We start from the raw sequence: 25,539 nt of genomic DNA on the forward strand, positions 1-25,539 counted from the left end.
CTCGCCACCTGGTTATTACAAAACTGGCAACGTTCCCATTTTGATTGTACCGGTGATTTACTGGTGCAATATCCGGACAGCAACAGCAATATTTCTATCCGTTATTCCTTTGACGGTTCGCGGGGTGTGGCGCTGCTGCGGGGAGAAATTACCACCGCCGACGGGCGAACTGAAGCAGTTAACCAAAACGTCTGGTTTACCTTCACGCGCAAGGGAAACGACTATTTTTTGCATTCACAGACGGCGGTATCAAGCACCGGCGAGAAAACCGTCTCGCCGCTGCTGCTGGATACGCTACCGGATTTCTATCTGCGGGCGAACACGCCGTTTTACCTGAGCATCGTCCGTCTCAACAGCGACACCTGGCAGTTTTACACCAGCCGCTCGCCCTCGATATTCTGCCGTCGTTAATCAGCGCCTGCGGGTGGGCTATGGCTGGTCGATGAGAGGAAAGTCAGAGGTGAGTGACTGCACAACTTGACTTCATCCTGCCGATGGCAATAATGACTTCATAAGGCGACTTCGAGAGGCAAGGGAATGAAAGAGCGCGTTTCATTACTACGGAAGAAACAAAAAAGTACGCTGGAACAAATATTTAAATCACCCGCTCAATCTGGCATTAAGTGGGCTGATATAGAATCCATGATCAAGGCCTTAGGCGGTGAGGTGAAAGAGGGTCGAGGTTCACGCTGCAAATTTCTGCTGAACGGTAGTATTGCCAGTTTCCATCGACCTCATACATCACCGGATACCGATAAAGGCGCAGTAGCCAACCTGCGTGACTGGCTGGAGAGTACAGGAGTAAAGCCATGAGCAAGGCATCAACGCCAAACACGATTGAGATAGCGGGGCAGCCTGCAGTGATTAGCTATGTTCCAGAACTTGGCGCTTTTCGCGGTAAGTTCCTCGGCCTGACGGGATATTGCGACTTCGTCTCCGACAGTATCCAGGGTCTGAAAAAAGAAGGTGAGATCTCACTGCGCGAGTACCTTGATGATTGTAAAGCAGCAGGTATTGAGGCCTACACGCATCAGGAGAAAATTAAAACCTTCACGCTACGTTATCCAGAATCATTTGGAGAGCGTTTAACCCAGGCCGCCGCGGAGCACGAAACGTCGGTAAATGCTTATATCATTGAAACGCTCAATGAACGTATGAAACATGCGTGAAGATCGATGGAGGCAATATGTCCAGCCTCTGAAAGATACGGCAGCAGCCGTGACCGCATAGGCGTCTACATGGCGTATCCCTCAGTTTAAACCGATTGGTCTCCCGACTATGTGGCTTACCGAGAACTGCGCAAATTGCCGCGCGAGGTGAGTATTGCCAACGAGTTTGACGACAGGGTCGAGGCCGCGCGAGCTGCTGCAGATGAGGGGGGAATTTGATCTGTATATCATCGCTCAGGGCGAATGACTAAAGCGGAGCGGACCCAGATCCCTCGCATCCGCTTCGAGTTGGCACTGCAAGGTATCACACCGCAATGGTGGGAACTTCAGGTTCTGGCACGAGGTACGACTATGACATTTGAGGGGAGGAAGTTCTCATATCTCATTAATGATGAGTGGTTTGGGTTCAATTGAGGTTTTGATCTTTTGCAGTAGCTGCCGTAGAATACCTACGTTACCGCTTGGGATATCAATCCTGCATTACTCTTAGTATTTGCTTTATACAAAGGGTGTAAAGGCTGCTATTGGCAACAATAGTGCTGGCATGGAGATGATCTCATGTTAAAACTAGTGAATGTGCGTCAGTACAATCGCTATCGTTTTGGGCGTTGGGAGACGGTGTGTAAACACCGCCGTTCATACCCAACACGATGATGTGCGACCTAAGCGGTAACAGCCTCATCCTCAGTCTCGTCCATCATTTTTAGATAATGTTGCTCGTCACCTGTCATTGAAAATATTTTTCTTAGTTGTTCCATATATTTATCGGGTGAAATTTCTCCCATGTCAGATATGTTTACAGAGTCTGAGTGTGATCCTCTATTAATAAATCGATAGAACGCTCTGAAATTCCCATTCTCTTCATTTTGAGCTAGTTTTATTAATTCCGTTTGAAGTGCGTCGGTTTTATGCACAAATGCAAAATAATATTCTAGGATATTTCTCATGATGTTTGGTATGATTATTTTGTTAATCTTTCCATGTTGTGCATCTTTTAGTATTTGCCACAAGGATTGATATTCATTCTTCAGGCTGCTTTTATCTATTTCTGTAAAGGTGCTGTGTGTGTTTTTACTTATCTTTCCTAAGTGATAGTCTCTCTTGTATATTTTATCATTCTTGCTTTTTGGTACCAGCTTGACTAATTCGTGGAAAAAATATAGGTTGTGTGTCAGTACTATTACTTTTTTAGAAGCTGGTGTCTCGAATATTTCAAAGTGAACCATTGATGCAATATCATATATATAGTTTTGTGAGAGACTGGAGATTGGGTCATCAATAACTATGAGTGGTTCTCTATTGTCAGTGTCGGATTTGTCGGTCTTTCCTTTGCAGTACTCAACAAAATAAAGAAAAGTTATGAGTGTTTTTTCTCCTTCACTAAGGGAGCGATACACATTTTCTCCCTCAGGATTTTCAGTACGTGCGATGACATATTTATCTTCACCTTTTGTATGCTTTTTAATGTTGAAGTTATCAATTCCTAAATTTTTAAGTCTATTATTTATTGAGTCGATTGTTGTGTCTATGTTTGAAACATTTGCTCGTAATTCTTGGATTTTGTTGCTGGTTTCTTTACCTGATTTTGTTATGTGCTCAATATCTTTGTCTGTTGTTTCTAACTCTGTTTTGTTTTTTTCCTTTTCGGCTCTTAGGATCTCCAAATCAGTGTGACAAAAATATTGGACTCCAGCCCATATTTTTTCTTTAATAGACATTTCACTTTTTTTGAAACTTTTAGCTTTTTGATTTATGTCGTTGATTTTTTTATTGTGTTTTGCGATCTCAGTATATATATTTGTGTGTGACTCATCATCGACATGTAATGTAATGGATATAGATGGGTTTTTTACTTTTTCATTCAATAATGAAGCATTTTTATCAAGAGTGCGACCTAATAACGCAATATAGGCTATGGATTTTTCTTTTTCTTCATCACTTAGAATGGAACATTGCATTACTTCATGTTCAAGTTGTTGTAAGTGACTCCGCATGTTATGAATTAATTTCTCTCGGATTGTATTAATTTGATCTGTTTTGCTGCTATAGCTCTCATCAAAAATTGACTCTATGGCTTTAATAAAATTAGCTGTGATTGTCTTCTCTTGGCAGAATGGGCAATAATCATCATTTAGGTATAATTCCTTACCGGCTTTTACCCAATCAAGATTTTGCAATTTTTTTATATTTTCTGAAAGATAGCTGTTACTGAGGTCAATTATAGGTGTTGCTAATAATTCATGTTCATGAGGTAGCAAGAAATCTTTTATTGGTAGTGTTATAGTCGGGCACTCGATGTTTCTGTGTTTTAGCAATTCATCATATTCACGGGCTAAGCTGTTAAGGTCTATATTGAGGGCTTCTGTTGCTTTTTTTAAATTATCATAAAAGGATTTTTTACTACCTAGCGAACCTTTCATTAATGGTTTTAAAGATGATGTTCTTAGGTTTTCAGTTTTCTCCCATACTGAATCTATGCATTTACTTTCCGCTTGATTATCATTATTTACTAATCTATCACGGAATGATTTTTTTTCTTTGTATTGTTCAGTGAGGTTCTGCTTTAGTAACTCTTTTTCATTAATTTCTTTTTCAATGTCAGCATTCTCTTTGCTAAGGGTAAAAACTCCTTTTTGTTCGCTGGTATTATAAAAATTCTCCTCAATAAATTTAGTGTTGTATACAAAGGGGCGATAGTTTTCAATGAGTGAACATTCGCATTCATTAAAAGACTCATCATTCATGTTATAGAAGAAATTAGATATTGTGGATTTTCCAGAGCCATTTTGGCCATAAAAAATATTAATCTTTTTACTGAGGTTGATTGTTGTAAATTGATCTTTTCGGTAACTAGTTATGTTTTTTAGTTTAAGTTCCATTTTAACATCTCACACAGTTAATGATTTTATGTTACAAATGTTTAAATAAGCGTTAATTAAATACTTGTGGTCGCCAAGTTTAAGCCTAGGGTAAGTAGATTGGTCACCGCACCTGTAATGACTGCAGGCTTCCCATCTTTCACCGCATCGATAATTTTATCGCCCATCGTTTCATTGCTATTGAGCGCTTCGGGCTTTTTGTTGAGCACTACAAGTGCTTTTTCAGTCAGTCTGACATCCCCGAAATGTGACTGGTGATTGGTTTTGTAGTGGATGTACCTATTCTCACCAAGAAAAGTGAATGTGCCTTCAACCACACTTCGTAACTGGTCTAACGCTTTCATTTCCGGTGAGTTAAGTTGGTCAAAGTAGTCATCGGGTAGTGCGGCGTTAAATTTTTCGTATTTAATCATCTGCGGCACAGGAAAATTTTCCCATAACATCGCGAAGATTTCTGCCGTTTGCTGGTTAAATAAATCGAGGTTTTTAGACATGCAAAATTCCATTTCTTTTGATGGTGAGTGGCTTAAGCATTGGTCGAAACACATTACCTGTCTGGTGCAGAATAGTGACCTTAGCTCACGTGAGATTGACACCTACCGACAAGTTGGTTGAGCATGCGAGCGAGGTTGAGCTCGGTCAGGTCATCAAAGACCTACTAAATCACATCAGAATGCACGAATAAAAGGATCTATATCAATATGTTATCTCTCATTTATGAAAATCCGTGGGCGACGATTTTTCTGATGATTGTCGGCAGCATGTGCCTACTCAGTATCATTGGCGCATTACGCGCCAGTAATCACAATAGAACTTCCCCTAAACCGGCCCCTCGAATGCCAGTTTTTTTATGTCATTTTTCCGCAATTTCCCCGTTTTTTAGCCATGCATGCAACAGATGCATTGTTTTGCATGCGTCAGGGGGACTCGTTGTGGGTGTGCGCAGCCAGAGCTGGCGGGGATCCTGAGTGGTCATGCAACTGCATTAAAACCGACCGATAAAGATGGCAGGCGAGGCGGGATAAGCATTGCGCGCTGAGGCGGGTATTTAATTTATTAATTCAGCGCCTGAGAGCGTCCCTGTTGCGTTGTAGAACGAGGTGCGGCGGCGTGTCGTGGCGCTGAGGACGTTGTGTGAGGTGGGGGTACCCCATCCGACACCAGATGGTCAACAATCAATACATTGGATGTAGATGAAAAACCCCGTAATCGCGGGGCTTTTTTTATCGATGTGGTCAATGTGTGGACATGACCTCAAATAAATCCTTTTATTTCATTTTGTTAGGCCAAAAAAATAAGCCTGCGTAAGGGAGATTACGCAGGCTAAGGAGGTGGTTCCTGGTACAACTAGCATTTATGGGTTATGTTTTTCAGCGCCTCGAATAATACCCGCATTAAGCGAGACGGTATGTGATCCGTTTCTAAGAATCTTCCGTATCGAAAAAATAACCCAGATTAACTACTTACCGTGAGGATTACGCGTGGTCTGTCCAGTGAAATTGCGCATCAGCAGCGCATAATCCAGCGCCATCTCCTCGGGTACAGGCAACCATACTGTGTAGCCGTCGCCCGGTGCGACGCTCATAGTTTCGCCTTTGGCGTTTTCCATGTGCTCCAGCGTGAAGTTGACGTTGCCCTGCGGGGTCATCAGCTCAAGGCTGTCGCCGATAGCGAACTTGTTCTTCACCGCCACGGCGGCCAGGTGGCCGTTACGCTCGCCGGTAAATTCGCCGACAAACTGCTGGCGCTCGGAGACGGAATAGCCGTATTCGTAGTTCTGGTAGCTGTCGTGGGTGTGACGGCGCAGGAAGCCTTCGGTGTAGCCGCGGTGCGCCAGGCCTTCCAGAGTCTCCAGCAGCGAGGTATCGAACGGCTTACCGGCGGCGGCGTCGTCAATGGCTTTGCGGTAGACCTGAGCGGTGCGCGCGCAGTAGTAGAAGGACTTGGTGCGGCCTTCAATTTTCAGCGAGTGAACGCCCATCTGCGTCAGACGCTCGACGTGCGCAATGGCGCGCAGATCTTTCGAGTTCATGATGTAGGTGCCGTGCTCGTCTTCAAAGGCGGTCATGTATTCGCCCGGACGCTGCGCTTCTTCAATCATGAACACTTTATCCGTCGGCGCGCCTTCGCCAAGCGTCGGCTCGACGTTTTGCACCGGGATAGGCTCATATTTGTGGACGATGTTGCCGATAGCGTCCTCTTTGCCTTCCTGCACGTTATATTCCCAGCGGCAGGCGTTGGTGCAGGTCCCCTGGTTCGGATCGCGCTTGTTGATGTAGCCGGAAAGCAGGCAGCGGCCAGAGTAGGCCATGCACAGCGCGCCGTGGACGAAAATCTCGATTTCCATTTCCGGCACCTGCTGGCGAATCTCTTCAATTTCTTCCAGCGACAGCTCGCGGGAGAGGATCACGCGGGTCAGCCCCATCTGTTGCCAGAATTTCACCGTTGCCCAGTTGACGGCGTTCGCCTGCACCGAAAGATGGATATCCATTTCCGGGAAGTGCTCGCGCACCAGCATAATCAGCCCCGGGTCGGACATGATAAGCGCGTCGGGACCCATTTCCACAACCGGCTTCAGGTCGCGAATGAAGGTTTTCAGCTTGGCGTTATGCGGCGCAATGTTGACCACCACGTAGAATTTTTTTCCCAGCGCGTGGGCTTCATTGATCCCCTGCTGCAGGTTTTCGTGGTTGAATTCGTTATTGCGCACGCGCAGCGAATAGCGCGGCTGGCCCGCATAAACGGCGTCAGCGCCATAGGCGAAAGCGTAACGCATATTTTTCAGCGTTCCCGCCGGGGAAAGGAGTTCCGGTTTAAACATGATGTTCTCGTTCTGATGACAGGTCAGACTCGTCTCACCTGATGAGACGGTTAGGGGAGAGCCCCTGCATTAAGGGCGGGCATTGTAGCGCCGCAGGGCAGGGGAGTAAACCTTTACCCGCGCCCGGCGAAGGAAGAGGGCGCGGCGTTATCAGGCCGTCCGGTAGGCGTCCGCCTCCCAGCGATAGCCTACGCCGTACACGGCGCGGATAAACGACTGCTCGGCGTCGAGCGCCTCCAGCTTGCGGCGCAGGTTTTTGATATGGCTGTCGATGGTGCGGTCGGTCACCACGCGATAGTCATCATACAGATGGTTTAACAGCTGCTCGCGGGAGAAAACTTTTCCCGGCTCCTGCGACAGCGTTTTCAGCAGGCGGAATTCCGCCGGAGTGAGGTCCAGCAGCTTGTTGCGCCAGGAGGCCTGAAAGCGGCTCTCGTCGACGATAAGCGGGCTTTCGGCGTCCATCGCCTGCAGCTCGCGATGCGGGCGGCAGCGGCGCAGGATGGTCTTGACGCGCGCCACCACTTCACGGGGGCTGTAGGGCTTACAGATATAGTCATCCGCGCCAATCTCCAGCCCCAGCAGGCGGTCGATTTCCTCTATCTTGGCGGTGACCATCACAATCGGCACGTCGGAGAAGCGGCGGATTTCGCGGCACAGCGTCAGGCCGTCGGTGCCGGGCAGCATCAGGTCGAGCAGGATCAGCGCCGGAGGCGACTGGTGCACATAGGGCAGCACTTTGTCGCCATGGCTAATCAGCGTCGGCGCATAGTTCGCCGCCAGCAGGTAATCGATCAGCAGCTGCCCAAGCTTGGGCTCATCTTCAACTATCAGTATGCGCGGGGCGTTTTCATCAACAGGTAATACGGTCATACGTCTCTCGATACATCGCGATCCAACGGTAATTCTACTTTAATGCTAACCCCGCCAAAAGGCGAATGCGCGGCGTGAAGCTGGCCGCCGTGCGCGGCGACGATGTTGACGCAAATGGCAAGCCCCAGTCCGGAGCCGCCGCTGGCGCGGTTGCGCGAACCTTCGGCGCGGTAGAAACGCTCGCAGAGCATGGCCAGCTGTTTGTCCGTGACGCCCGGCGCGCTGTCGGCAAACTGCAGGGTCAGCAGGCCGGCGCTCTTCTCCGCGCCGATCAGCAGCTGACCGCCGGCATCGGTGTAGCGCAGGCTGTTTTCCAGCAGGTTGTTGAACAGCTGCATCAGGCGGTCGCGATCGCCAAAAACGGTGGCGCTTTCCGGCAGCCGCAGCGTCAGCGTCAGCCCGCGCTGGGCAAAGCGCTCGCGAAACGCGCCCGCCGCCATCTCCAGCAGCGAGACCACGTCGGTCGGCGATTTCTGATAGGCCAGCGCGCCTTCGTCGGACATCGACAGCTGGTGCAGGTCATCCACCAGCTTGGTCAGGGTGGCGACCTCCGCCTGCAGCGACGCGACCGATTCCGGCGTAAATTTACGCACGCCGTCCTGAATCGCCTCCAGCTCACCGCGCAGCACCGCCAGCGGCGTGCGCAGCTCGTGGGAGATATCGGCCATAAAGTCGCGCCGCATCTGCTGGTTGCGCTCAAGGGTGCTGGCGAGCTGGTTAAAATCCTGCGCCAGCCTGCCGAGTTCGTCGGCGTCGGTCGCCGCCACGCGGGTGGAGAAATCGCCCGCCGCCAGCTTGTGCGTCCCCTCCACCAGCCGCTTGACCGGTGCCAGCAGGCCGCGCGCCAGCGGGAAGGTCGCCAGCGCCGTCAGCAGCGTCGCCAGGCCGACGATAAGCCAACTGGTGCGTTTCTGCTGACGGTCGAAATTGATATCGGTGTTGCGGGTCAGGCGCTCAACCGGCGAGGCGATCACCGCGCCGACCTCCATGCCGTTGACCATAATGCCGCGCCGGGTGCCGTCCGGCGGGATGGGCGCGCGCGGGCCAACCAGCACCTGGGCGTTCTGATCCACCACCCAGAACTGGGTGCGCCAGCCGTGCGGCGGCATGCCGGGGCCGGGGCGATCGTCGCTGCTGTCATGCTCAAGCGATCGCAGGATCTGAAACACGAAACGGTCGTTATTGCGCAGAAAAAGCCAGTTGCCGTGGGTGGCGTACTGTTCCGCCAGCGCTTCGCTCAGCAGCTGCAGGCGCTGCTCGTTGCCGCGCTTGATGTAATCGATAAAGCCGTGCTCAAAGCTTAAACGCACTGCCCAGTGCATGCTGATAAGCAGCACGATACAGGTAGTGAGAATAGCCAGAAACAGCTTTGCGGTAATGCCTGGGCGCCAGATTTTCACGGCTCGCTCCTTCTGCGTCGGGAAATCACCACGTTCTTACTGACGTCATCCGGCACGCGGGCGAAGAGCAGCGCCGGGAGCGCGATGATAGCCGCCATGCTGAGCCAGGTATACAGGAAGACCTGATGTGAAACGGTGCTGTCGACGCCGATATGGTGCTGGCCGTACAGGCCGAGCAGCAGCCCGGCGACGGTTACGCCAATACTCATCGACAGCTGCATAATCATCGACAGCAGGCTGTTGCCGCTGCTGGCGAGCTCGTCCGGCAGGTCCTTGAGCGTCAGGGTGTTCATTGACGAGAACCGGCTGGAGTTGACCATCCCCTGCAGGAACAGCACCGGCGGCAGCAGCCAGTACCAGCCCAGCAGCGCGGTGGTCATAAACAGCAGGCTCACCAGCGCCAGCCCAAGCGTCGCGCCGACCAGCACCCGGCGGTAGCCGAAGCGGTTGACCACCTGCACCACCATACGCTTCATCCCCATACTGCCGATAACCATCGGGATCATCATCAGGCCCGCATGAAACGGAGAGAAGCCAAGGCCGATTTGCAGGAACACCGGCGTCATGAACGGCAGCATGCCGCTGCCGATGCGCCCGGCAAAGCTGCCGGCCAGCCCCAGCGAAAAGGTGTGGGTGTGAAAGAGCTTCAGGCTAAAGAGCGCGCTGTCGCTGCCTTTGGCGTGCCACAGATAGAGCAGGACAGACAGCAGGCCGACCGCCACCAGCAGCGCCAGCATCGACGACGAAATGCCCAGCCCTTTTTGCCCGTCCAGCGCCAGCGTCAGCGTCGCCATCCCCAGCGCCAGCAGAATAAAGCCTGAAATATCAAAACGCCGCGTCTGCATGGTGTAGTTCGGCATCAGCCACAGGGTGGCGATAGCGCCGACGATCCCGACCGGAATATTGATGAGAAAAATCCAGTGCCAGGAGGCGTACTCCACCAGAATGCCCCCCAGCGCCGGGCCGAGCAGCGGCCCGATCTGGCCCGGCAGCGTCACGAAGGTCATCGCCGCCATGTACTGATCCCGGGGGACGATTTTCATTACCGTCAGCCGCCCGACGGGCACCATCATCGCGCCGCCGACCCCTTGCAGCACGCGGGCCATGACCAGCTGGTTAAGGGTATTGGCCTGAGCGCAAAACAGCGAGCCGACGGTGAACAGCACAATCGCCGTAAAGAAGACGTTTCGCACCCCGACCCGGTCCGCCAGCCAGCCGCTGGCGGGCAGCATCAGCGCCACCGTCAGCACGTAGGAGACGATAACCATGTGCATATGCAGCGGGCTCTCCCCGAGGCTTTTCGCCATCGAGGGCAGGGCGGTATTGACGATAGTGGTATCCAGCGTCTGCATAAAAAAGCCGAATGCCACTATCCATAGCTGCCAGCGGACGCTGGCGGGTAGCTCTTCCATTTTTACTCAGTTACCGGTTGTCGCGGCTTGCGGGCAAAGCGCAGACGCAGACGGTCAAAAAACAGATACACCACCGGGGTGGTATACAGCGTCAATAGCTGGCTCATCACCAGGCCGCCGACGATGGTAATCCCCAGCGGCTGGCGCAGCTCAGAGCCATCGCCGCCGGACAGCACCAGCGGCAGCGCGCCGAACAGGGCGGCGAGCGTGGTCATCATGATTGGCCGAAAACGCAGCAGGCAGGCCTGGAAGATGGCCTCTTCCGGCGGCAGGTTGCCGTTGCGCTGCGCCTCCAGGGCGAAGTCGACCATCATGATGGCGTTTTTCTTCACAATGCCAATTAATAGCATGATGCCGATAAGGGCGATTAGGCTGAACGGGGCATTGAACAGCTCCAGCGCCAGCAGCGCCCCGACCCCCGCCGACGGCAGCGTCGAGAGAATGGTCAGCGGGTGCACATAGCTTTCATACAGCATCCCCAGCACGATATAGACCGTGGCAATGGCCGCGAGGATCAAAATGACCTGAGAGTTCATGGTCTGCTGGAACACCTGAGCGGTACCGGCAAAGCTGCCGCGGATGCTGGACGGAACGCCGAGCTGGGTCATCGTCCGGTCGATGGCGTCGCTGGCTTCCGACAGCGATTTCCCGGTCGGCAGGTTAAAGGAAATGGTCGACGCCGCCGACAGCCCCTGATGGTTCACCGACAGCGGCGCGTTGGCGGGCTGCCATTTGGCGAAGTAAGAGAGGGGAATCGCCTTACCCGCGCTGTTGATAACGAACATCTGGTTCAGGGCGCTGATATCCTGGGTGTAAACCGGATCGACCTCCATCACCACTTTGTACTGGTTCAGCGGCTGGTAGATGGTGGAGATCTGGCGCTGGCCAAAGGCGTTGTTGAGCAAGCTGTTGGCCGCCTCGACGCTGATGCCGAGCCGCGACATGGTGTCGCGATCGTACACCAGGTCCATCTCGGCGCCGTTGTCCTGTTGGTCGGAGTTAACGTCGGCCAGCTGCGGCAGTTTTGCCAGCGCCTTCGTGATTTTCGGCGTCCAGCTGCGCAGGTCGGCCAGGTCATCCGACAGCAGGGTGTACTGATAGCTGGCGTTGGCCTGGCGGCCGCCGACGCGAATATCCTGTACGGCCATCAAAAACAGGTTGGCGCCCGGCTCTTTCGCCAGCTTTTTGCGCAGCCGGTCAATCACCTGCTGCGCCGTTTCATTGCGTACGTCGCGGGGTTTGAGGGTAATAAACATCATGCCGCTGTTGACCCGCGAACCGCCGGTAAAGCCGGTGACGTTATCCACGGCCTTATCTTCGCGGATAATCTTCATGAAATCCTGCAGCTTGCCGCGCATGGCCTGGAACGAAATGCTCTGGTCCGCCTGAATATTGCCCATCACCACCCCGGTGTCCTGCTCCGGGAAGAAGGTTTTGGGGATCGAGATATAGAGCCAGACGTTGAGGGCGATGGTGCCGAGCAGCACCAGGCCCACCAGCCGGACGTGGTTCAGCACCCATTTCAGCGATGAACCGTATCCCCGCTGCATGGCGACCAGCACGCGGCCGAACCCCCGGATGCGGGTCGGCGCATGACCGCGGGAGGATTTCAGCATCCAGCCGCACATCATCGGCGTCAGGGTTAACGACACCGCCAGCGAAATACCGATAGCCACCGACAGCGTCACCGCAAATTCGCGCAGCAGGCGTCCCGGCAGGCCGCCCATCAGCAGCAGCGGCAGGAACACCGCCACCAGCGACAGGCTCATCGACAGCACGGTGAAGCCCACTTCGCGGCTGCCCTGTAGCGCCGCCTGCAGCGGCTTCATGCCGGCCTCGAGGTGGTGGGAGATGTTCTCCAGCACCACGATAGCGTCATCGACGACGAAGCCGGTGGCGATGGTCAGCGCCATGAGCGACAGGTTGTTCAGGCTAAAGCCGCACAGGTACATGGCGGCAAAGGTGCCGATAAGCGACACCGGTACCGCCACGGCGGGGATAATCGTCGCCCGTCCGGAGCGTAAAAACAGGAATACCACCAGAATAACCAGCGCCACCGAGATGACCAGTGTCTGTTCGACTTCTTCGAGAGAGGCGCGGATGGTCGGCGAGCGATCCTGGGCGATTTGCAGGTCGATAGCCGCCGGAATGGTCTGGCGCAGCGCCGGCAGACGGGCGCGAATGCTGTCTACCGTCTGGATGATGTTCGCCTCCGGCAGCTTGCGGATCATCAGCAGGATAGCCGGTTTGGCGTTGGTCATCCCGGCGTTACGCACGTCCTGTACCGAATCGGTCACCTTCGCGACATCGCTCAGCCGCACCGCCGCGCCGTTGTTGTAGTGGACGATAAGCGGCCTGTACTCGGCGGCGGTTTTCAGCTCGTCGTTGGTGGCGAGCTGCCAGCGGTGGGTTTTGTCGTCGATAGCGCCCTGTGGGTTACGCACGTTGGCGTTGGTTATCGCGGTGCGGACATTGTCCAGCGACACTCCCTGGTTGAACAGCGCCTGGGGGTTGAGGTCGACCCTGACCGCGGGCAGCGAGCTGCCGCCGATATCGACATCGCCGACGCCGTCAATCTGCGAGAGAGTCTGCGCCAGCTGGGTGGAGGCAAAGTCGTACAGCTCGCCCTGGGAGTAGGTGTCCGAGGTGAGCGTCAGGATCATGATCGGCGCGTCCGACGGGTTGGCCTTGCGGTAGGTCGGACGGCTCGGCATGCCGGACGGCAGCAGGCTCTGCGCGGCGTTGATCGCCGCCTGCACGTCGCGGGCGGCGCCGTTGATATCGCGGCTGAAGTCGAACTGCAAAATAATGCGCGTGCTGCCAAGCGAGCTCATCGAGGTCATTTCATTGACCCCGGAAATCCGTCCCAGCGATCGCTCAAGGGGCGTGGCGATGGATGAGGCCATGGTCTCCGGCGAGGCGCCGGGCAGCGAGGCGCTGACCATGATAACCGGGTAGTCGACCTGCGGCAGCGGGGCCACCGGCAGCAGCCGGAAGCCCAGTACGCCGCACAGAGTGATGGCAAGCGAAATCAGGATTGTCGCCACCGGGCGGTAAATGAAGAGGGCGAAAAACTTCATTTACGCCTCCTCTTCACGCGCGGGCAGGCGGCTTTTCAGGTACAGCGACAGGCGGTCGAACAGCAGATAAATCACCGGAGTGGTGAACAGCGTCAGCACCTGGCTTACCAGCAGGCCGCCCACCATGCCGATCCCCAGCGGGCGGCGCAGCTCCGCGCCGACGCCGGTACTGAGCATCAGCGGCAGCGCGCCGAGCAGGGCGGCGAGGGTGGTCATCAGGATCGGGCGAAAGCGCAGCAGGCAGGCCTGATAAATCGCCTCACGCGGCGGCATATGCTGCTCGCGCTCGGCGGCCAGCGCAAAGTCGATCATCATGATGGCGTTTTTCTTGACGATGCCGATAAGCAGGATAATGCCGATTATCGCTATCACGTCGAGCTCGCTGCCGGAGACCCACAGCGCCAGCAGCGCGCCGACGCCTGCGGTCGGCAGCGTTGAGAGAATGGTTATCGGGTGGATAAAGCTCTCGTACAGAATCCCCAGCACGATATACATCGCCACCACGGCCGCCACGACCAGCCAGACGGTGCTGCTGAGCGCGGACTGGAAGGCCAGCGAGCTGCCCTGGAACTGGGTGCGGATATCCGCCGGGAAGCTGAGCGTTTTTTCCGCGTCCTGAATCGCCTGCACCGCGTCGCCGAGCGAGGAGCCCTGCGCCACGTTAAACGAGATGGTGGTCGACGGGAACTGATCCAGATGGTTAACCGCCAGCGGCGTAAAGCGCTCTTCCACTTTGGCGATGGCGTTCAGCGGCACAATGCCGCCGCCGCTGCTGGTGATGCGGATATTATCCAGCGCCGAGAGCCCGGGCGTTTCGCTGATGTCGTTTTCCAGCACGACGCGATACTGGTTTGACTGGGTGTAAATCGTGGAAATCAACCGCTGACCGAAGGCGTTGTACAGCGCGTTATCGACATCCGCCATGGTAATGCCGAGACGGCTGGCGCTGTCGCGGTCGACGTTAATAAAGGCCGCCAGCCCTTTGTCCTGCCAGTCGCTGCTGACGTCCGCCAGCTGCGGCAGGGTTTGCAGCTGCGCCATCAGCTTCGGCACCCATTCGCTGAGCGCGTCCAGCGAGTTGGCCTGCAGGGTGAACTGATACTGGGTGCGGCTGACGGTAGTATCGATAGTGAGATCCTGCGCGGGCTGCAGGTACAGCGTCACGCCGGGCACCCGGTCGGCGGCGTTTTGCAGGCGCTGGATCACCGCCTGCACGCGGTCGTCGCGCTCGCTCAGCGGTTTGAGGTTTATCTGCAGGCGCGCGCTGTTAAGCGACGGGTTGGTGCCGTCGACGCCGACAAACGACGTCAGGCTTTGTACCGCCGGGTCTTTCAGCAGGATCTCGGAAACCTGCTGCTGGCGCTGGGACATGCTGGCGAACGAGGCGGACTGCGGCGCCTGCAGCGTGCCCTGAATAATGCCGTTATCCTGAATCGGGAAAAAGCCTTTGGGGATAAACACCCACAGCATGATCGACAGCGCGAGCGTCGCCAGCGCCACGCTAAGCGTCAGCCACGGGTGATTCAGCACCCTGGCAAGCAGGCGGCCATAGGCGGCGATCACCTGCTCGAAGAAACGCTCGCTCGCCCGGGAAAAGCGGTTCTGTTTGCGCAACGATTCGTGGCTCAGCATGCGGGCGCACATCATCGGCGTCAGCGTCAGCGATACCACCGCTGAAATCAGGATCGCTACCGCAAGGGTGATGGCGAACTCGCGAAATAACCGGCCCACGATGTCGCCCATAAACAGCAGCGGGATCAGCACGGCGATAAGCGAAAAGGTCAGGGAGATAATGGTAAAGCCAATCTCGCCTGCGCCTTTCAGCGCTGCGGTCAGCGGTTTTTCGCCTTTTTCGATATAGCGGGAGATGTTTTCAATCACCACGATAGCATCGTCGACCACAAAACCGGTGGCGATGGTCAGGGCCATCAGCGTCAGGTTGTTGATTGAAAAATCGAGGAACACCATCGCGGCAAACGTCCCGACCAGCGACAGCGGCACCGCCACGCCGGGGATGATCGTCGCCGGTACGTTGCGCAGGAACAGGTAGATGATCATCACCACCAGCGCGATCGCCAGCATCAGCTCAAACTGGGTGTCGCTGACCGAGGCGCGGATATTGGTGGTGCGGTCGGAGAGCACCTGCACCTTCACCGATTTCGGCAGGCTGCTGGTCAGCTGCGGCAGCATCTGGCGGATGCTGTCGGCGGTGGCGATAATGTTGGCGCCGGGCTGGCGCTGGACGTTCATCACAACCGCCTGCTGCTTGTTGGCCCAGGCGCCCAGCCAGCTGTTTTCCGCGCCCTGTTCAATGGTCGCGACGCTGCCAAGCCGCACCGGCGCGCCGTTCTGGTAAGCGACGACCAGGTTGCGGTACTCCTCGGCGGACTGCATCTGGTCGTTGGCGGAGAGCGTGATGGCGCGCGCCGGGCCGTCAAGGCTCCCTTTCGCCGAATTAACGTTGGCGTTAGTGATGGCGGTGCGGATGGTTTCGCTGGTGAGTCCGAGCGCTGCAATGGCCTGGGCGTTAAGCTTCACGCGTACCGCCGGGCGCTGCCCGCCCGCAAGCGTCACCAGACCGACGCCGGAGACCTGTGAAATTTTCTGCGCCACGCGCGTTTCCACCATGTCCTCAACCTGGGTCATCGGCAGGGCGGAAGAGGTCACGGCCAGGGTCATGATCGGCGGGTCCGCCGGGTTGACCTTGCTGTAGACCGGCGGGTTCGGCAGGTCGCCCGGCAGCAGGTTAGTGGCGGCGTTGATGGCGGCCTGTACCTCCTGCTCGGCGACGTCCAGCGACAGCGCCAGCTGGAACTGCAGCGTCACCACCGACGCGCCGCCCGCGCTTTGCGACGACATCTGTTTGAGCCCCGACATCTGGCCGAACTGCCGCTCCAGCGGCGCGGTGATCGACGACGTCACCACGTCCGGGCTGGCGCCGGGGTAGAGGGTAATGACCTGGATGGTGGGGTAGTCCACCTCAGGAAGCGCGGAAACCGGCAGAAAACGGTAGCCGATGATCCCGGCAAGCAGGATGGCCACCATCATCAGCGTGGTGGCGACCGGACGCAGGATAAACAGGCGGGACGGCCCGCCCGTATTGCCTGGAGGTAACACTTCCATCAGGAGCGAGCTCCTTTCTTACCACCGTGCTGGGCGGCCGGTGTTTCCGTGGTCGCGCCGTGCGCTTCCACCACCTCCACTTTGGCTCCGTCGGTCAGACGGTCGATACCGTCGGTAACGACCCGCTCGCCCGCGGAAAGCCCGGCGCTGATGACCACCTTCTGGCTGTCCTGAATACCTGGCACCACCGTGTGTTTGCTGACCTTGTTGTCCGCGCCCAGCACCCAGACGAAGTTGCCTTCGTTGCCCATCTGCAGCGCGGCGGTCGGGATAACCACCGCGTTTTGCTCGGTATCCACCAGCAGGCGCGCGTTGACGAACTGGTTCGGGAACAGCGCGTCGTCCATGTTGTTAAAACGCGCTTTCAGCTTGATGGTGCCGGTGGTGGCGTCAATCTGGTTATCGAGGCTCAGCAGCGCGCCGCTGCTGAGCTTTTGTTTATTGGTCCGGTCCCAGGCTTCGACCGTCAGCGGCTGACCGGCTTTCTGCGCCTGCACCACGGTGGCGATGTCATTTTCCGGCAGGGTAAAGACCAGGTCGATAGGGTGCGTTTGCGTCAGCACCACAATGCCGGTGGTGTCGCTGGTGGAGATCTGGTTGCCGATGTCCACCTGCTTGAGGCCGACGCGGCCGTCAATCGGCGCCGTGATGCGGGTCCAGTCGAGCTGCAGCTGGGCGCTGGCTACCGCGGCCTGATCGGCTTTTACGGTGCCTTCGGTTTCCGTCACCAGCGCCGCCTGGGTGTCCAGGTCCTGGCGCGAGATCAGGTTGGTTTTGACCAGCTGCTGGTAGCGCGCCAGATCGCGGCGCGCGTTGGCGAGGGTGGCGTTGTCTTTCGCCAGCTGTCCCTGAGCCTGGGCCAGCGCGACCTTAAACTGGCTCGGGTCGATCTGCGCCAGCAGGGCGCCGGCCTTCACCTGCTGGCCCTCCTGGAAGTTGATGCTGAGCAGCTGACCGTCGACGCGGCTGCGAACCGTCACGGTGTTCGCCGCGGTAATGGTGCCAAGGCCCGTCAGATAGCGTGGTACGGATTCGCTGGTCGCCGTCGCGGCCTGCACCGGCGCCAGCGCGCCGCCAAAGCGTCCGCCGTGACGGCCGCCGCCCGCCGCCTGCTGCCCGGCGGGCGCAGCGGCGCCCGCTGCGGAGCTCTCCACAGTGCTGCTGCGGCTGTGCCAGAATCCGATTGCGGCGCCCGCGATAACCACCACGCCCAGCGCCATCATCCAGCGCGTTTTTTGACTGCCTTTCATTGTTCTACGTATCTCATCCTGAAACCTTTCACCGAATGATACTAGTTTAGTAAGCGAACACGCCGGAAAAATGGAGGAAATATGAAAGACTGTCGGGAAACGTCTGAATAGAGGAGAAACGGTGAACAATGAAAACGCCGGATCTGCTGGGCGATACCGGCGTGGTAAAGCGGCGTCAGGCGAACATCACCTGCGCCCAGCGGGCAAGCCCGGCGGTGACCGAGCCGAAGTCATCGCCGCCGGCGATAGCGATGCCCGGCAGCTGCTCGGCCAGCGCTTTTTTAATCAGCGGCGAGCGGGCGCTGCCCCCGGTCAGATAGATAACGTCCGGCGTTTCGCGGCCGTTGTCGAGCGCCAGCTGCACCTGCTCAAGGATCCGCGCCAGCGGCTGGTTCAGCGCCGCTTCCAGCCCGTCCTGGTTAATGGCGGCGGCCAGCGAGTCGCTGATAAACGGTAGCGCGGCGGAGCAGGTCGTCTGCCCGGAAAGGGCGATTTTGCTCTCCTCGGCGCTGCGCACCAGCCGATAGCTCAGGCGCTGCTGCCACACCTTCAGCAGCAGGGCGACCTTCTCGGCGTCGCGCGCGTCGCGGACCAGATCCCGCAGCAGGCGGCCGTTGGCGCTGCTGTAGAAGTCGGTTTGCGCCGGCACGTCGTTGATGGCGACGGCGTTCCACCACGGCAGCACCGGCAGGGCGATACCTTTTTCCGTTTCGCCGCCCATGCCAAGCAGCGGCATCAGGCATTTGAACGCCAGCGCGATGTCCAGATCGTTACCGCCGACGCGGCAGCCGCTGTGGCCAAGCAGGCTCTCCTGACGGTCGCGGCGGGCGCGCCACTGCGGGCCCATCAGCAGCAGCGAGCAGTCGGTGGTGCCGCCGCCGATATCCACCACCAGCACACGTTTTTCCGCGCTGAGGGTGGCTTCAAAATCCAGCCCGGCGGCGACCGGCTCGTACTGGAAGATAACGTCGCGAAAACCGGCGCGCCCGGCGGCGCGGGCGAGGATCCCCTGCGCCTGGGCGTTGGCCTCATCGCCGCCAAGCCCCTGGAAGTTGATCGGACGGCCGATGACCGCCTGGGTAATACTCTGCGGCAGCTGGGCCTCCGCCTGCTGTTTGATATGCAGCATCATCGCGCAGACCAGATCTTCAAACAGCGCCACCTGCTGCGGCTTCAGGCCGCTGGCGCCGAGGAAGGATTTCGGCGATTTAACGAAGTAGACCTCTTGCGGGTCGTCAATATAGTGCTGCAGCGACGAAAGCCCGAACTGCACGCTGTTATCCAGCACGTCGATATCTTCTTCGCGATTAAACTTCAGCGCCCGGCGCAGCAGCGCTTCGTTTTCGTCGCCGTTTGCCGGAACGTCATGATGACGGTACAGCCATTCGCTTACCGCTTCGCGGGTCGGCGCGCACAGCATCGACGGCAGCAGGGTGCTGCCGTTTTCCAGCTTCAGCAGCTGCGGCGCGCCGTTGCGCATGACGGCGACCGAGCAGTTCGCCGTCCCATAGTCAAATCCAATAAACACCTGTTATTTCCCCATGCCAGTGAAGAAGGGGGGCGACTTTAGCCCAATGTTGCCCGGGCGACAACCGGAATATGAAAGCAAGGCGCAAAATACCGCCAGCGGTTATCCTGTAAGGGTTAACGAAGGAGAAGACATGTTTAGTTTGCCCTGGCAGCCGCCCTATGACTGGTCCTGGATGTTTGGCTTTCTTGCCGCCCGTGCCGTGACCGGCGTCGAGCGCTTTGACGATAACCGCTACACCCGAAGCTTTGCCTGGGAAGGGCACTGCGGGCTGATGCAGGTCACACCGGATACGGACGCCCGGGCGCTGAAGGTGACCCTTTCCGACGGGCTGCTGGCGGTGGCGCCGGTATGTCTCGCCCGGCTGGAGCGGCTGTTCGATCTGCGCTGCGACCCTCACGCGGTGGCGGGCGCGCTCGGCGAACTGGCGGCGGGACGCCCGGGGCTTCGGCTTCCTGGCTCTGTGGATGCGTTCGAGCAGGGCGTGCGGGCCATTCTGGGGCAGCTGGTGAGCGTGTCGATGGCGGCAAAACTCACCGGCCGGGTGGCGATGGCCTACGGGACGCCGCTTGCCGATGCGCCGGGCTATTACTGCTTTCCCACGCCGGAGCAGCTGCTGCTGGCCGACCCGCTGCAGCTCAAACGCTTAGGAATGCCGGTGAAGCGCGGCGAGGCGCTGGTGCATCTTGCCCGGGCGGCCGTCTCCGGCGAGCTGCCGCTGACGCCGCCGGACGATGTCGAACAGGCCATGAAGACGCTGCAAACCTTCCCGGGCATCGGCCGCTGGACGGCCAGCTATTTCGCCCTGCGCGGCTGGCAGGCGAAGGACGTCTTCCTGCCGGACGATTATCTGATTAAGCAGCGTTTTCCCGGCATGACGCCCGCGCAGATCCGTCGCTATGCCGAGCGCTGGCAGCCGTGGCGTTCGTATGCGCTGCTGCACATCTGGTATAGCGACCAGTTCCAGCCCGTTTAGTGCGTATGCTGGCGCTGCCGGGCGGTCTTATCCGGCTGGTCGGCGCCCTGGCCGGAAATCACCACCCCCTGTGTCTCGCGACCAAAGGCGACGAACAGGCAAATCAGCACAGCGACCGTTCCGGCGACCATCGCCATCGCCATTCCGTAGTTGCCGCCGTTCGCTTCGGCGATCCGCGCCTGCAGGGTGGCGTTCACCGAGGCCAGCAGATTGCCTAACTGGTAGACGAAGCCGGGCAGCACCGCGCGCGCGTTGGCGGGCACCAGCTCGTTGAGGTAGGTCGGCACCACGCCCCATGCGCCCTGTACCATGAACTGCATCAGAAACGCCCCGAGGCCGATGTTGAACGAGCCGGTCGAGAACGCCCACAGGGGCAGCACCGGCAGCGCAAGGAAGGCGGCGATCATCATCGCTTTTTTGCGCCCGATGCGCTCTGACATCGAACCGAAGAAGACGCCTCCCATCATCGCGGCGATGTTATAGCCGATGGCGATCAGGCTGACGGTATGCGGATCAAAACCGTGCTGCACTTTCAGGAACGTTGGATAGAGATCCTGGGTGCCGTGGCTGAAGAAGTTAAAGCAGGCCATCAGCAGCACCAGATACAGGCACAGCTTCCAGTGGCTGCGCAGCACCGGCAGCAGCGCCGTGCTCTCTTTACGCTCGCGCGCCGCGATCCATACCGGGGATTCCGGTACTTTCAGCCAGATGTAGGGCAGCAGGAAGATGGGCAGCGCGCCGATAAGGAACATCCCGCGCCAGCCCACGGTGCTGTAAAACAGGCCGAAAATCACCGACGCCAGCAGGTAGCCGCACGGATATCCGGCCTGGAAAATTCCCGACATCAGCCCGCGCGAGCGGTCAGGGATGGTTTCCATCGCCAGCGACGAGGCCACGCCCCAGATCCCGCCCATCGCGATGCCGTAGAGCAGACGCAAGCCGAGAAAGATGCCGAAGCTTGGCGACCAGGCCGAGAGCAGTTCAAAGATGCTGAAGAACAGAATATTGAGCATCAGGATCGGGCGGCGGCCGAATTTTTCCGCCAGGCGGCCAAACAGCAGCGCGCCGATGGGGCGTACCGCCAGGGTCAGCATGATGGCGATGGAAACCTCCGAAACGGAGGAGTGAAACCAGTTAGCCAGATCGCTTAATACGAAGACCAGAATGAAAAAGTCGAAAGCGTCGAGCATCCAGCTGGAAAAACTGGCGACGGCGACGTGTTTTTGGGTAGAGGTCCAGTTACGGATTGTTGTCATAATCGGTGTCCTGATAATAGCTGCGCGTCAGGCAGCGAACGGTGATCAGGCTTTACGCTGGCAAGAAGAGCGACAGTTCCTGTCAACCAAGCGAGGTGTTTTTGTTATGCATTTGTATATTACATGTAAAGATAGGTTAGTTAGCAGGTTAATGGTTAGATTTTGTAAATAGTAGCGTCTTAATGAAACAGAACTGGAGGGAGAGTCCGCTCCGCCGCTAAGCGGAGCAGGGAGGTCAGTTAATGGCGAAGTAGCTGGTGTTGAGCATCAGCTCAATGGGCTGATTGTGGGCGATAAGATCGCCATAGATGAGATCCACGCCGATGCCGGAGAGGGTATCCATCATCAGCGCCTGGTTTGTCGGCCCGGCGATGGTTTTCATTCCCAGACGCTGCGCGTGGCCCTGCACAATCGTCACCATCATTTCGTCCATCAGGTTAACGTGCACGTTGCTGATGATCTCCGGGTCAAGCATCACGTAGTCCACCTGACCCGGCGTCAGGTGGTTGAACAGATCCATATCCTGGCCGACGTGGCTGAGGATGATTTTGCAGCCTGCCGCGCGCAGACGCGCGATGCCGTCCTGCACCCCGGCCTGCGGCAGGCTGTCGGCATGCATAATCAAATGCAGCAGGCGCGGCGGCACCGCGTGTTGCTCAAGGCCTTCCAGCAGCTCGTCGACCAGCGTCGGGCTTGCCAGCCCCACCGCGGAGAGCGGCAGCGTGACGCTGATGCCGCGCGCGGCGACCTCTGCGGCCCCGTCGCGGAAGAAGGCCTGGTAGATGCGGCGGTCCAGCGCGTGAATCAGCTCCGGTTCGGACAGCCCCTTGCGAAACGCCTGCTCCTCGAGCATTTCGCCTTCGCTGTTCCACAGCCGCAGCGACAGTAGCCAGAAATGGCTGGCTTCCGGCACGCGAGGGGACGCGACGCCGCGGGCCATCAGCACCAGGTGGTTATCCTTAATGATGCGCCACTGCTCATCCAGCGTCATCATGCTGCGCGACGGCAGCAGACCTTCCTGCTGCGGCTCATACACGGTCACAATGCCGCGCCCGTTATTTTTTGAGGCATAGCAGGCGATGTCGGCCTGCGACATGACCTCAGAGGACTGGCAGTTGTGTTCATCGATAACCGTGATCCCGGCGCTGGCGCCGATGCGATGAACCTGCCCCTCCCACATAAACCTGTAGTCGTTGATCGCATCAATAATGCGGGTGGTGATATAGCGCGCGCTCTCGATATTGCAGTCCGGCAGCAGCAGGCCGAACTCATCCCCGCCAAGGCGGGCCAGAATGTCGCTGGTCCTGAGCTGGCTTAGCATTAATGATGACAGCTCGCGCAGCAGCACATCGCCTGCGGCATGGCCGGCGGTGTCGTTGACGGCTTTGAAGCGGTCGAGATCGATAAAGACCAGCACATGGCGCTGGCGGGTTTCCTGCACGGTTTGCAGCAGACGTTTCAGGTTATTTTCAAAACTTACCCGGTTCGCCAGATGGGTCAGGGCGTCGTGGGAGGCGCTGTAGCTCAGCTGGCGCAGCATTTTGCGCGACTCGGTGACGTCCTGTATGACCAGTACGGAGCCAATATTTTGCCCGTCGAGGGTGCTGAGCGGCGTAATGCTGTAGTGGATATCGTATTTACCGCCGTTGCGGCAGTGAAGGACCACGTCCTGTTCGATATCGGTACGGGAAATATCGCCGCTATGAATATTTTCCATCAGCGGCCCGTTATCGCCGAAGGTAATGCGCAGCACGTTGAGCAGCGGCTGTTTTATCGCCTCTGGTTGGGTCCAGCCGCTCATTTTTTCCGCCACCGGATTCATAAAGGTGACGTTCATATCGACATCGGTACACAGCACCGCTTCGCCGATGGAGTCGAGGGTGATATGCAGGCGTTCTTTTTCCTGGAACAGCGCTTCGTTGAGCTTTTTCACCTCGGTCATATCCATGTTGATGCCAAGCAGACGTTCAACCTCGCCCTGCTTGTTCAGCACGCGGTTAGCCAGCGAGCGGATATGGCGGATCCCGTCTTTGACGTGAATGCGAAACTCAAGCTTAAACGGCGAGCGGGCGTGAAGGGCGTTGCGGATAACCCGCTCAGCGTGCTCTTTATCCTCGTCCAGTACACAGCTGTACCAGAGGTTCCAGGTCGGCTTCATATGCGAGGGGATTTCGTACAGCTCGAACATCCGCTTATCCCAGGAGATGATGTCCGGCGCCAGCTCCCACTCCCAGATGCCGATGCCGCCCGCCTCATTGGCAAGCGTAATACGCTCCATCAGCCGCTTGTTGACCCACTCGGTCTGTTTGAGATCGTTAATATCTTCAACCTGGGCGATGAAGTACAGCGGGCTGCCGTCGGCGTGACGTACTAACGATACCGCCAGCAGCGCCCAGACAACGTCGCCTTTGCGGGTGTAGTAGCGTTTTTCCATCGAGTAGCTATTGATTTCGCCGCGTACCAGCTGCTCGAGCTGCTCGAGGTCGCTGTTGAGATCTTCAGGCCAGGTAAGCTGCTGGAAGGTCATGGTGCGCAGCTCGTTCTGGCTGTAGCCGAGGAACTTGCACAGGGCTTTATTCACCTGTAGCCACTGTCCCTCGGTACCGACCAGCGCCATGCCGATGGCGGAATACTCCATGGCGTTGCGAAACCGCTCTTCGCTTTCGGAGATGTGCTTGCGTTCGGCGCGAAAGGCGTACATCACCATGGTCATGACGCTGGCGGGCAGCAGCATCAGCAGAAACGGCAGCCAGGGGGCGTTACCCATCAGATTGACATGTGGCGTCATCAGCGCAGAGGGGTTCACCGCCATCATCAGCGACAGCATCATGGCGGTGCTGAGGAAAACGGTGAAGGCCTCCAGACGGGGCAGGCGCACGGCGCTCCACATCAGCAGAACAATCACAAAGGTAAACGGCCACGGCAGCCAGAGCATCGCCATCGCGCTGAATGCGAGCGTCAGCGCCAGCGTCAGCAGGGTTTCCAGCAGCAGCATCGGGTTGCGGTGGCGCTGTAAATAACGGGATTTAAACAGCAGCCCAAGCGGCACCAGCGCCAGCGCGCCGACGGACTCCGACAGCACCCACACCAGAAAGGTCTGCAGCGGCCTGTCGCCCGGGGCGAACAGCAGCACCAGAAAGCCGCCGAGCAGCGGCGGGACGACGGCGCTGGCGAGAGCCATACGCACCCAGTCATGCAGGTTTTGCAGCGGATTATACTGCGGCAGCAATTTACGCAGCAGCAGCGCGCCGACCACCGCCTCAATAACGTTGATCGACGTGTAAATAAAATTCAGCTTTTGAACAGGATAATACAGCGCAGAGGCCAGCACGCTCCCCAGCACGCAGATGACGGTAATTGATGGCCAGCTTTTCCCCGCATGGCGGTAGAAGGCGACCATCATAATGGTGGTGGGAAACCACATTGGCGAAAGAACGCCGCCAAAACGCGTGAGTTCGAGGCAGAAAAGGGTAAAAACAAACGTCAAAAGCCCGAGGCCGACGAATCGCAGCACAGGATAAGGGGGCGTTGCCAACACAGCGTGTTCAGTTGTTTTCATGTACCACTTTCCGCAAAGTCTTTCCTGCCAGGAGCTTGCCTGAAATGATGAGGTATTAAGTGGGATTATGCTAGTACAAACAATTTTCATTTCCTATGACGACTGGGCATTATTTAACAACCCTGAGACATTAACGCCTGCTGACGATTAAAATTTGACTTAATGTCGGGAAAAATGACCGCCGCGGCCGTTGCATTCGACTGGTATCGGCGA

16 protein-coding genes and 1 pseudogene are annotated in these 25,539 nt (G+C 57.2%); 5 read left to right on the top strand and 12 right to left on the bottom strand.

Annotated features, from left to right (window positions below; translation table 11 throughout):
• The first annotated feature begins 63 nt into the window (after window positions 1–63).
• The 4 genes and pseudogenes from ENTCL_RS08015 to ENTCL_RS24115 all read left to right on the top strand — a co-directional run.
• Window positions 64–411 carry a hypothetical protein gene (locus ENTCL_RS08015; RefSeq protein WP_049940962.1) on the top strand — a complete coding sequence of 116 codons (348 nt, stop codon included), beginning with the start codon at window positions 64–66 and terminating at the stop codon, window positions 409–411.
• Window positions 412–537: 126 nt separating this feature from the next.
• On the top strand, window positions 538–813 hold the full coding sequence (locus ENTCL_RS22830; protein ID WP_013365614.1) for a type II toxin-antitoxin system HicA family toxin: 276 nt from the start codon (window positions 538–540) through the stop codon (window positions 811–813).
• The gene (locus tag ENTCL_RS08020) at window positions 810–1,169 is read left to right on the top strand and encodes a type II toxin-antitoxin system HicB family antitoxin (protein ID WP_013365615.1); all 360 of its coding nucleotides are present in this window, start codon (window positions 810–812) and stop codon (window positions 1,167–1,169) included. The genes ENTCL_RS22830 and ENTCL_RS08020 overlap by 4 nt, the downstream gene beginning before the upstream one ends.
• Window positions 1,170–1,191: 22 nt before the next feature.
• Window positions 1,192–1,410, top strand: a pseudogene (locus ENTCL_RS24115) (replication endonuclease); the annotation flags it as partial.
• A 421-nt stretch (window positions 1,411–1,831) separates the two neighbouring features.
• On the opposite strand, the gene ENTCL_RS08025 reads toward ENTCL_RS24115, so the two are convergent.
• The 10 genes from ENTCL_RS08025 to yegD all read right to left on the bottom strand — a co-directional run bounded on the left by ENTCL_RS08025 (window position 1,832) and on the right by yegD (window position 19,535).
• Window positions 1,832–4,048 (bottom strand): AAA family ATPase, encoded by a 2,217-nt coding sequence (locus tag ENTCL_RS08025; protein WP_013365616.1) that lies wholly within the window; start codon window positions 4,046–4,048, stop codon window positions 1,832–1,834.
• Window positions 4,049–4,104: 56 nt separating this feature from the next.
• Window positions 4,105–4,542 carry a hypothetical protein gene (locus tag ENTCL_RS08030; protein ID WP_013365617.1) on the bottom strand — a complete coding sequence of 146 codons (438 nt, stop codon included), beginning with the start codon at window positions 4,540–4,542 and terminating at the stop codon, window positions 4,105–4,107.
• Window positions 4,543–5,507: 965 nt separating this feature from the next.
• The gene (trhP, locus tag ENTCL_RS08035; protein WP_013365618.1) at window positions 5,508–6,869 is read right to left on the bottom strand and encodes a prephenate-dependent tRNA uridine(34) hydroxylase TrhP; all 1,362 of its coding nucleotides are present in this window, start codon (window positions 6,867–6,869) and stop codon (window positions 5,508–5,510) included.
• A gap of 150 nt (window positions 6,870–7,019) precedes the next feature.
• Window positions 7,020–7,742, bottom strand: a complete 723-nt coding sequence (gene baeR, locus ENTCL_RS08040) for an envelope stress response regulator BaeR (protein WP_013365619.1) — start codon at window positions 7,740–7,742, stop codon at window positions 7,020–7,022.
• The gene (gene baeS / locus ENTCL_RS08045; RefSeq protein WP_013365620.1) at window positions 7,739–9,142 is read right to left on the bottom strand and encodes an envelope stress sensor histidine kinase BaeS; all 1,404 of its coding nucleotides are present in this window, start codon (window positions 9,140–9,142) and stop codon (window positions 7,739–7,741) included. Before baeS ends, baeR begins: the two co-directional genes overlap by 4 nt.
• The gene (gene mdtD, locus ENTCL_RS08050) at window positions 9,139–10,554 is read right to left on the bottom strand and encodes an MFS transporter (protein ID WP_013365621.1); all 1,416 of its coding nucleotides are present in this window, start codon (window positions 10,552–10,554) and stop codon (window positions 9,139–9,141) included. Before mdtD ends, baeS begins: the two co-directional genes overlap by 4 nt.
• A 2-nt stretch (window positions 10,555–10,556) precedes the next feature.
• The gene (gene mdtC / locus ENTCL_RS08055; RefSeq protein WP_013365622.1) at window positions 10,557–13,634 is read right to left on the bottom strand and encodes a multidrug efflux RND transporter permease subunit MdtC; all 3,078 of its coding nucleotides are present in this window, start codon (window positions 13,632–13,634) and stop codon (window positions 10,557–10,559) included.
• Window positions 13,635–16,757 (bottom strand): MdtB/MuxB family multidrug efflux RND transporter permease subunit, encoded by a 3,123-nt coding sequence (locus tag ENTCL_RS08060; protein WP_013365623.1) that lies wholly within the window; start codon window positions 16,755–16,757, stop codon window positions 13,635–13,637.
• A complete protein-coding gene (locus ENTCL_RS08065) occupies window positions 16,757–18,007 on the bottom strand; it encodes an MdtA/MuxA family multidrug efflux RND transporter periplasmic adaptor subunit (RefSeq protein WP_044611921.1) in 1,251 nt (416 codons plus the stop codon). The genes ENTCL_RS08060 and ENTCL_RS08065 overlap by 1 nt, the downstream gene beginning before the upstream one ends.
• A gap of 175 nt (window positions 18,008–18,182) precedes the next feature.
• Window positions 18,183–19,535 carry a molecular chaperone gene (gene yegD, locus ENTCL_RS08070; protein WP_013365625.1) on the bottom strand — a complete coding sequence of 451 codons (1,353 nt, stop codon included), beginning with the start codon at window positions 19,533–19,535 and terminating at the stop codon, window positions 18,183–18,185.
• A gap of 133 nt (window positions 19,536–19,668) precedes the next feature.
• On the opposite strand from yegD, the gene alkA reads away from it, so the two are divergent.
• Window positions 19,669–20,511, top strand: a complete 843-nt coding sequence (gene alkA / locus ENTCL_RS08075; protein ID WP_013365626.1) for a DNA-3-methyladenine glycosylase 2 — start codon at window positions 19,669–19,671, stop codon at window positions 20,509–20,511.
• On the opposite strand, the gene ENTCL_RS08080 is transcribed toward alkA, so the two are convergent.
• Together ENTCL_RS08080 and ENTCL_RS08085 are read right to left on the bottom strand one after the other, a co-directional pair.
• Window positions 20,508–21,767: an MFS transporter gene (locus ENTCL_RS08080; RefSeq protein ID WP_013365627.1), complete on the bottom strand. Its 1,260-nt coding sequence runs from the start codon at window positions 21,765–21,767 to the stop codon at window positions 20,508–20,510. The two genes, alkA and ENTCL_RS08080, sit on opposite strands and share 4 nt — an antisense overlap.
• 235 nt (window positions 21,768–22,002) lie before the next feature.
• Complete coding sequence (locus tag ENTCL_RS08085; protein ID WP_013365628.1) at window positions 22,003–25,326, bottom strand: diguanylate cyclase; 3,324 nt, start codon at window positions 25,324–25,326, stop codon at window positions 22,003–22,005.
• Window positions 25,327–25,539: the final 213 nt, after the last annotated feature.

The sequence above is a fragment of the [Enterobacter] lignolyticus SCF1 genome (genome assembly GCF_000164865.1).
In the GTDB taxonomy this organism is placed as follows: Bacteria; Pseudomonadota; Gammaproteobacteria; order Enterobacterales; family Enterobacteriaceae; genus Enterobacter_B; species Enterobacter_B lignolyticus.

What these genes read in the sequence shown, in the direction of transcription:
- ENTCL_RS22830 (WP_013365614.1), top strand. Translation starts at nt 538, where the DNA reads ATGAAAGAGCGCGTTTCATTACTACGGAAGAAACAAAAAAGTACGCTG.
- ENTCL_RS08020 (WP_013365615.1), top strand. Translation starts at nt 810, where the DNA reads ATGAGCAAGGCATCAACGCCAAACACGATTGAGATAGCGGGGCAGCCT.
- ENTCL_RS08025 (WP_013365616.1), bottom strand. Translation starts at nt 4,048, where the DNA reads ATGGAACTTAAACTAAAAAACATAACTAGTTACCGAAAAGATCAATTT.
- ENTCL_RS08030 (WP_013365617.1), bottom strand. Translation starts at nt 4,542, where the DNA reads ATGTCTAAAAACCTCGATTTATTTAACCAGCAAACGGCAGAAATCTTC.
- trhP (WP_013365618.1), bottom strand. Translation starts at nt 6,869, where the DNA reads ATGTTTAAACCGGAACTCCTTTCCCCGGCGGGAACGCTGAAAAATATG.
- baeR (WP_013365619.1), bottom strand. Translation starts at nt 7,742, where the DNA reads ATGACCGTATTACCTGTTGATGAAAACGCCCCGCGCATACTGATAGTT.
- mdtD (WP_013365621.1), bottom strand. Translation starts at nt 10,554, where the DNA reads ATGGAAGAGCTACCCGCCAGCGTCCGCTGGCAGCTATGGATAGTGGCA.
- mdtC (WP_013365622.1), bottom strand. Translation starts at nt 13,634, where the DNA reads ATGAAGTTTTTCGCCCTCTTCATTTACCGCCCGGTGGCGACAATCCTG.
- ENTCL_RS08060 (WP_013365623.1), bottom strand. Translation starts at nt 16,757, where the DNA reads ATGGAAGTGTTACCTCCAGGCAATACGGGCGGGCCGTCCCGCCTGTTT.
- ENTCL_RS08065 (WP_044611921.1), bottom strand. Translation starts at nt 18,007, where the DNA reads ATGAAAGGCAGTCAAAAAACGCGCTGGATGATGGCGCTGGGCGTGGTG.
- alkA (WP_013365626.1), top strand. Translation starts at nt 19,669, where the DNA reads ATGTTTAGTTTGCCCTGGCAGCCGCCCTATGACTGGTCCTGGATGTTT.
- ENTCL_RS08080 (WP_013365627.1), bottom strand. Translation starts at nt 21,767, where the DNA reads ATGACAACAATCCGTAACTGGACCTCTACCCAAAAACACGTCGCCGTC.
- ENTCL_RS08085 (WP_013365628.1), bottom strand. Translation starts at nt 25,326, where the DNA reads ATGAAAACAACTGAACACGCTGTGTTGGCAACGCCCCCTTATCCTGTG.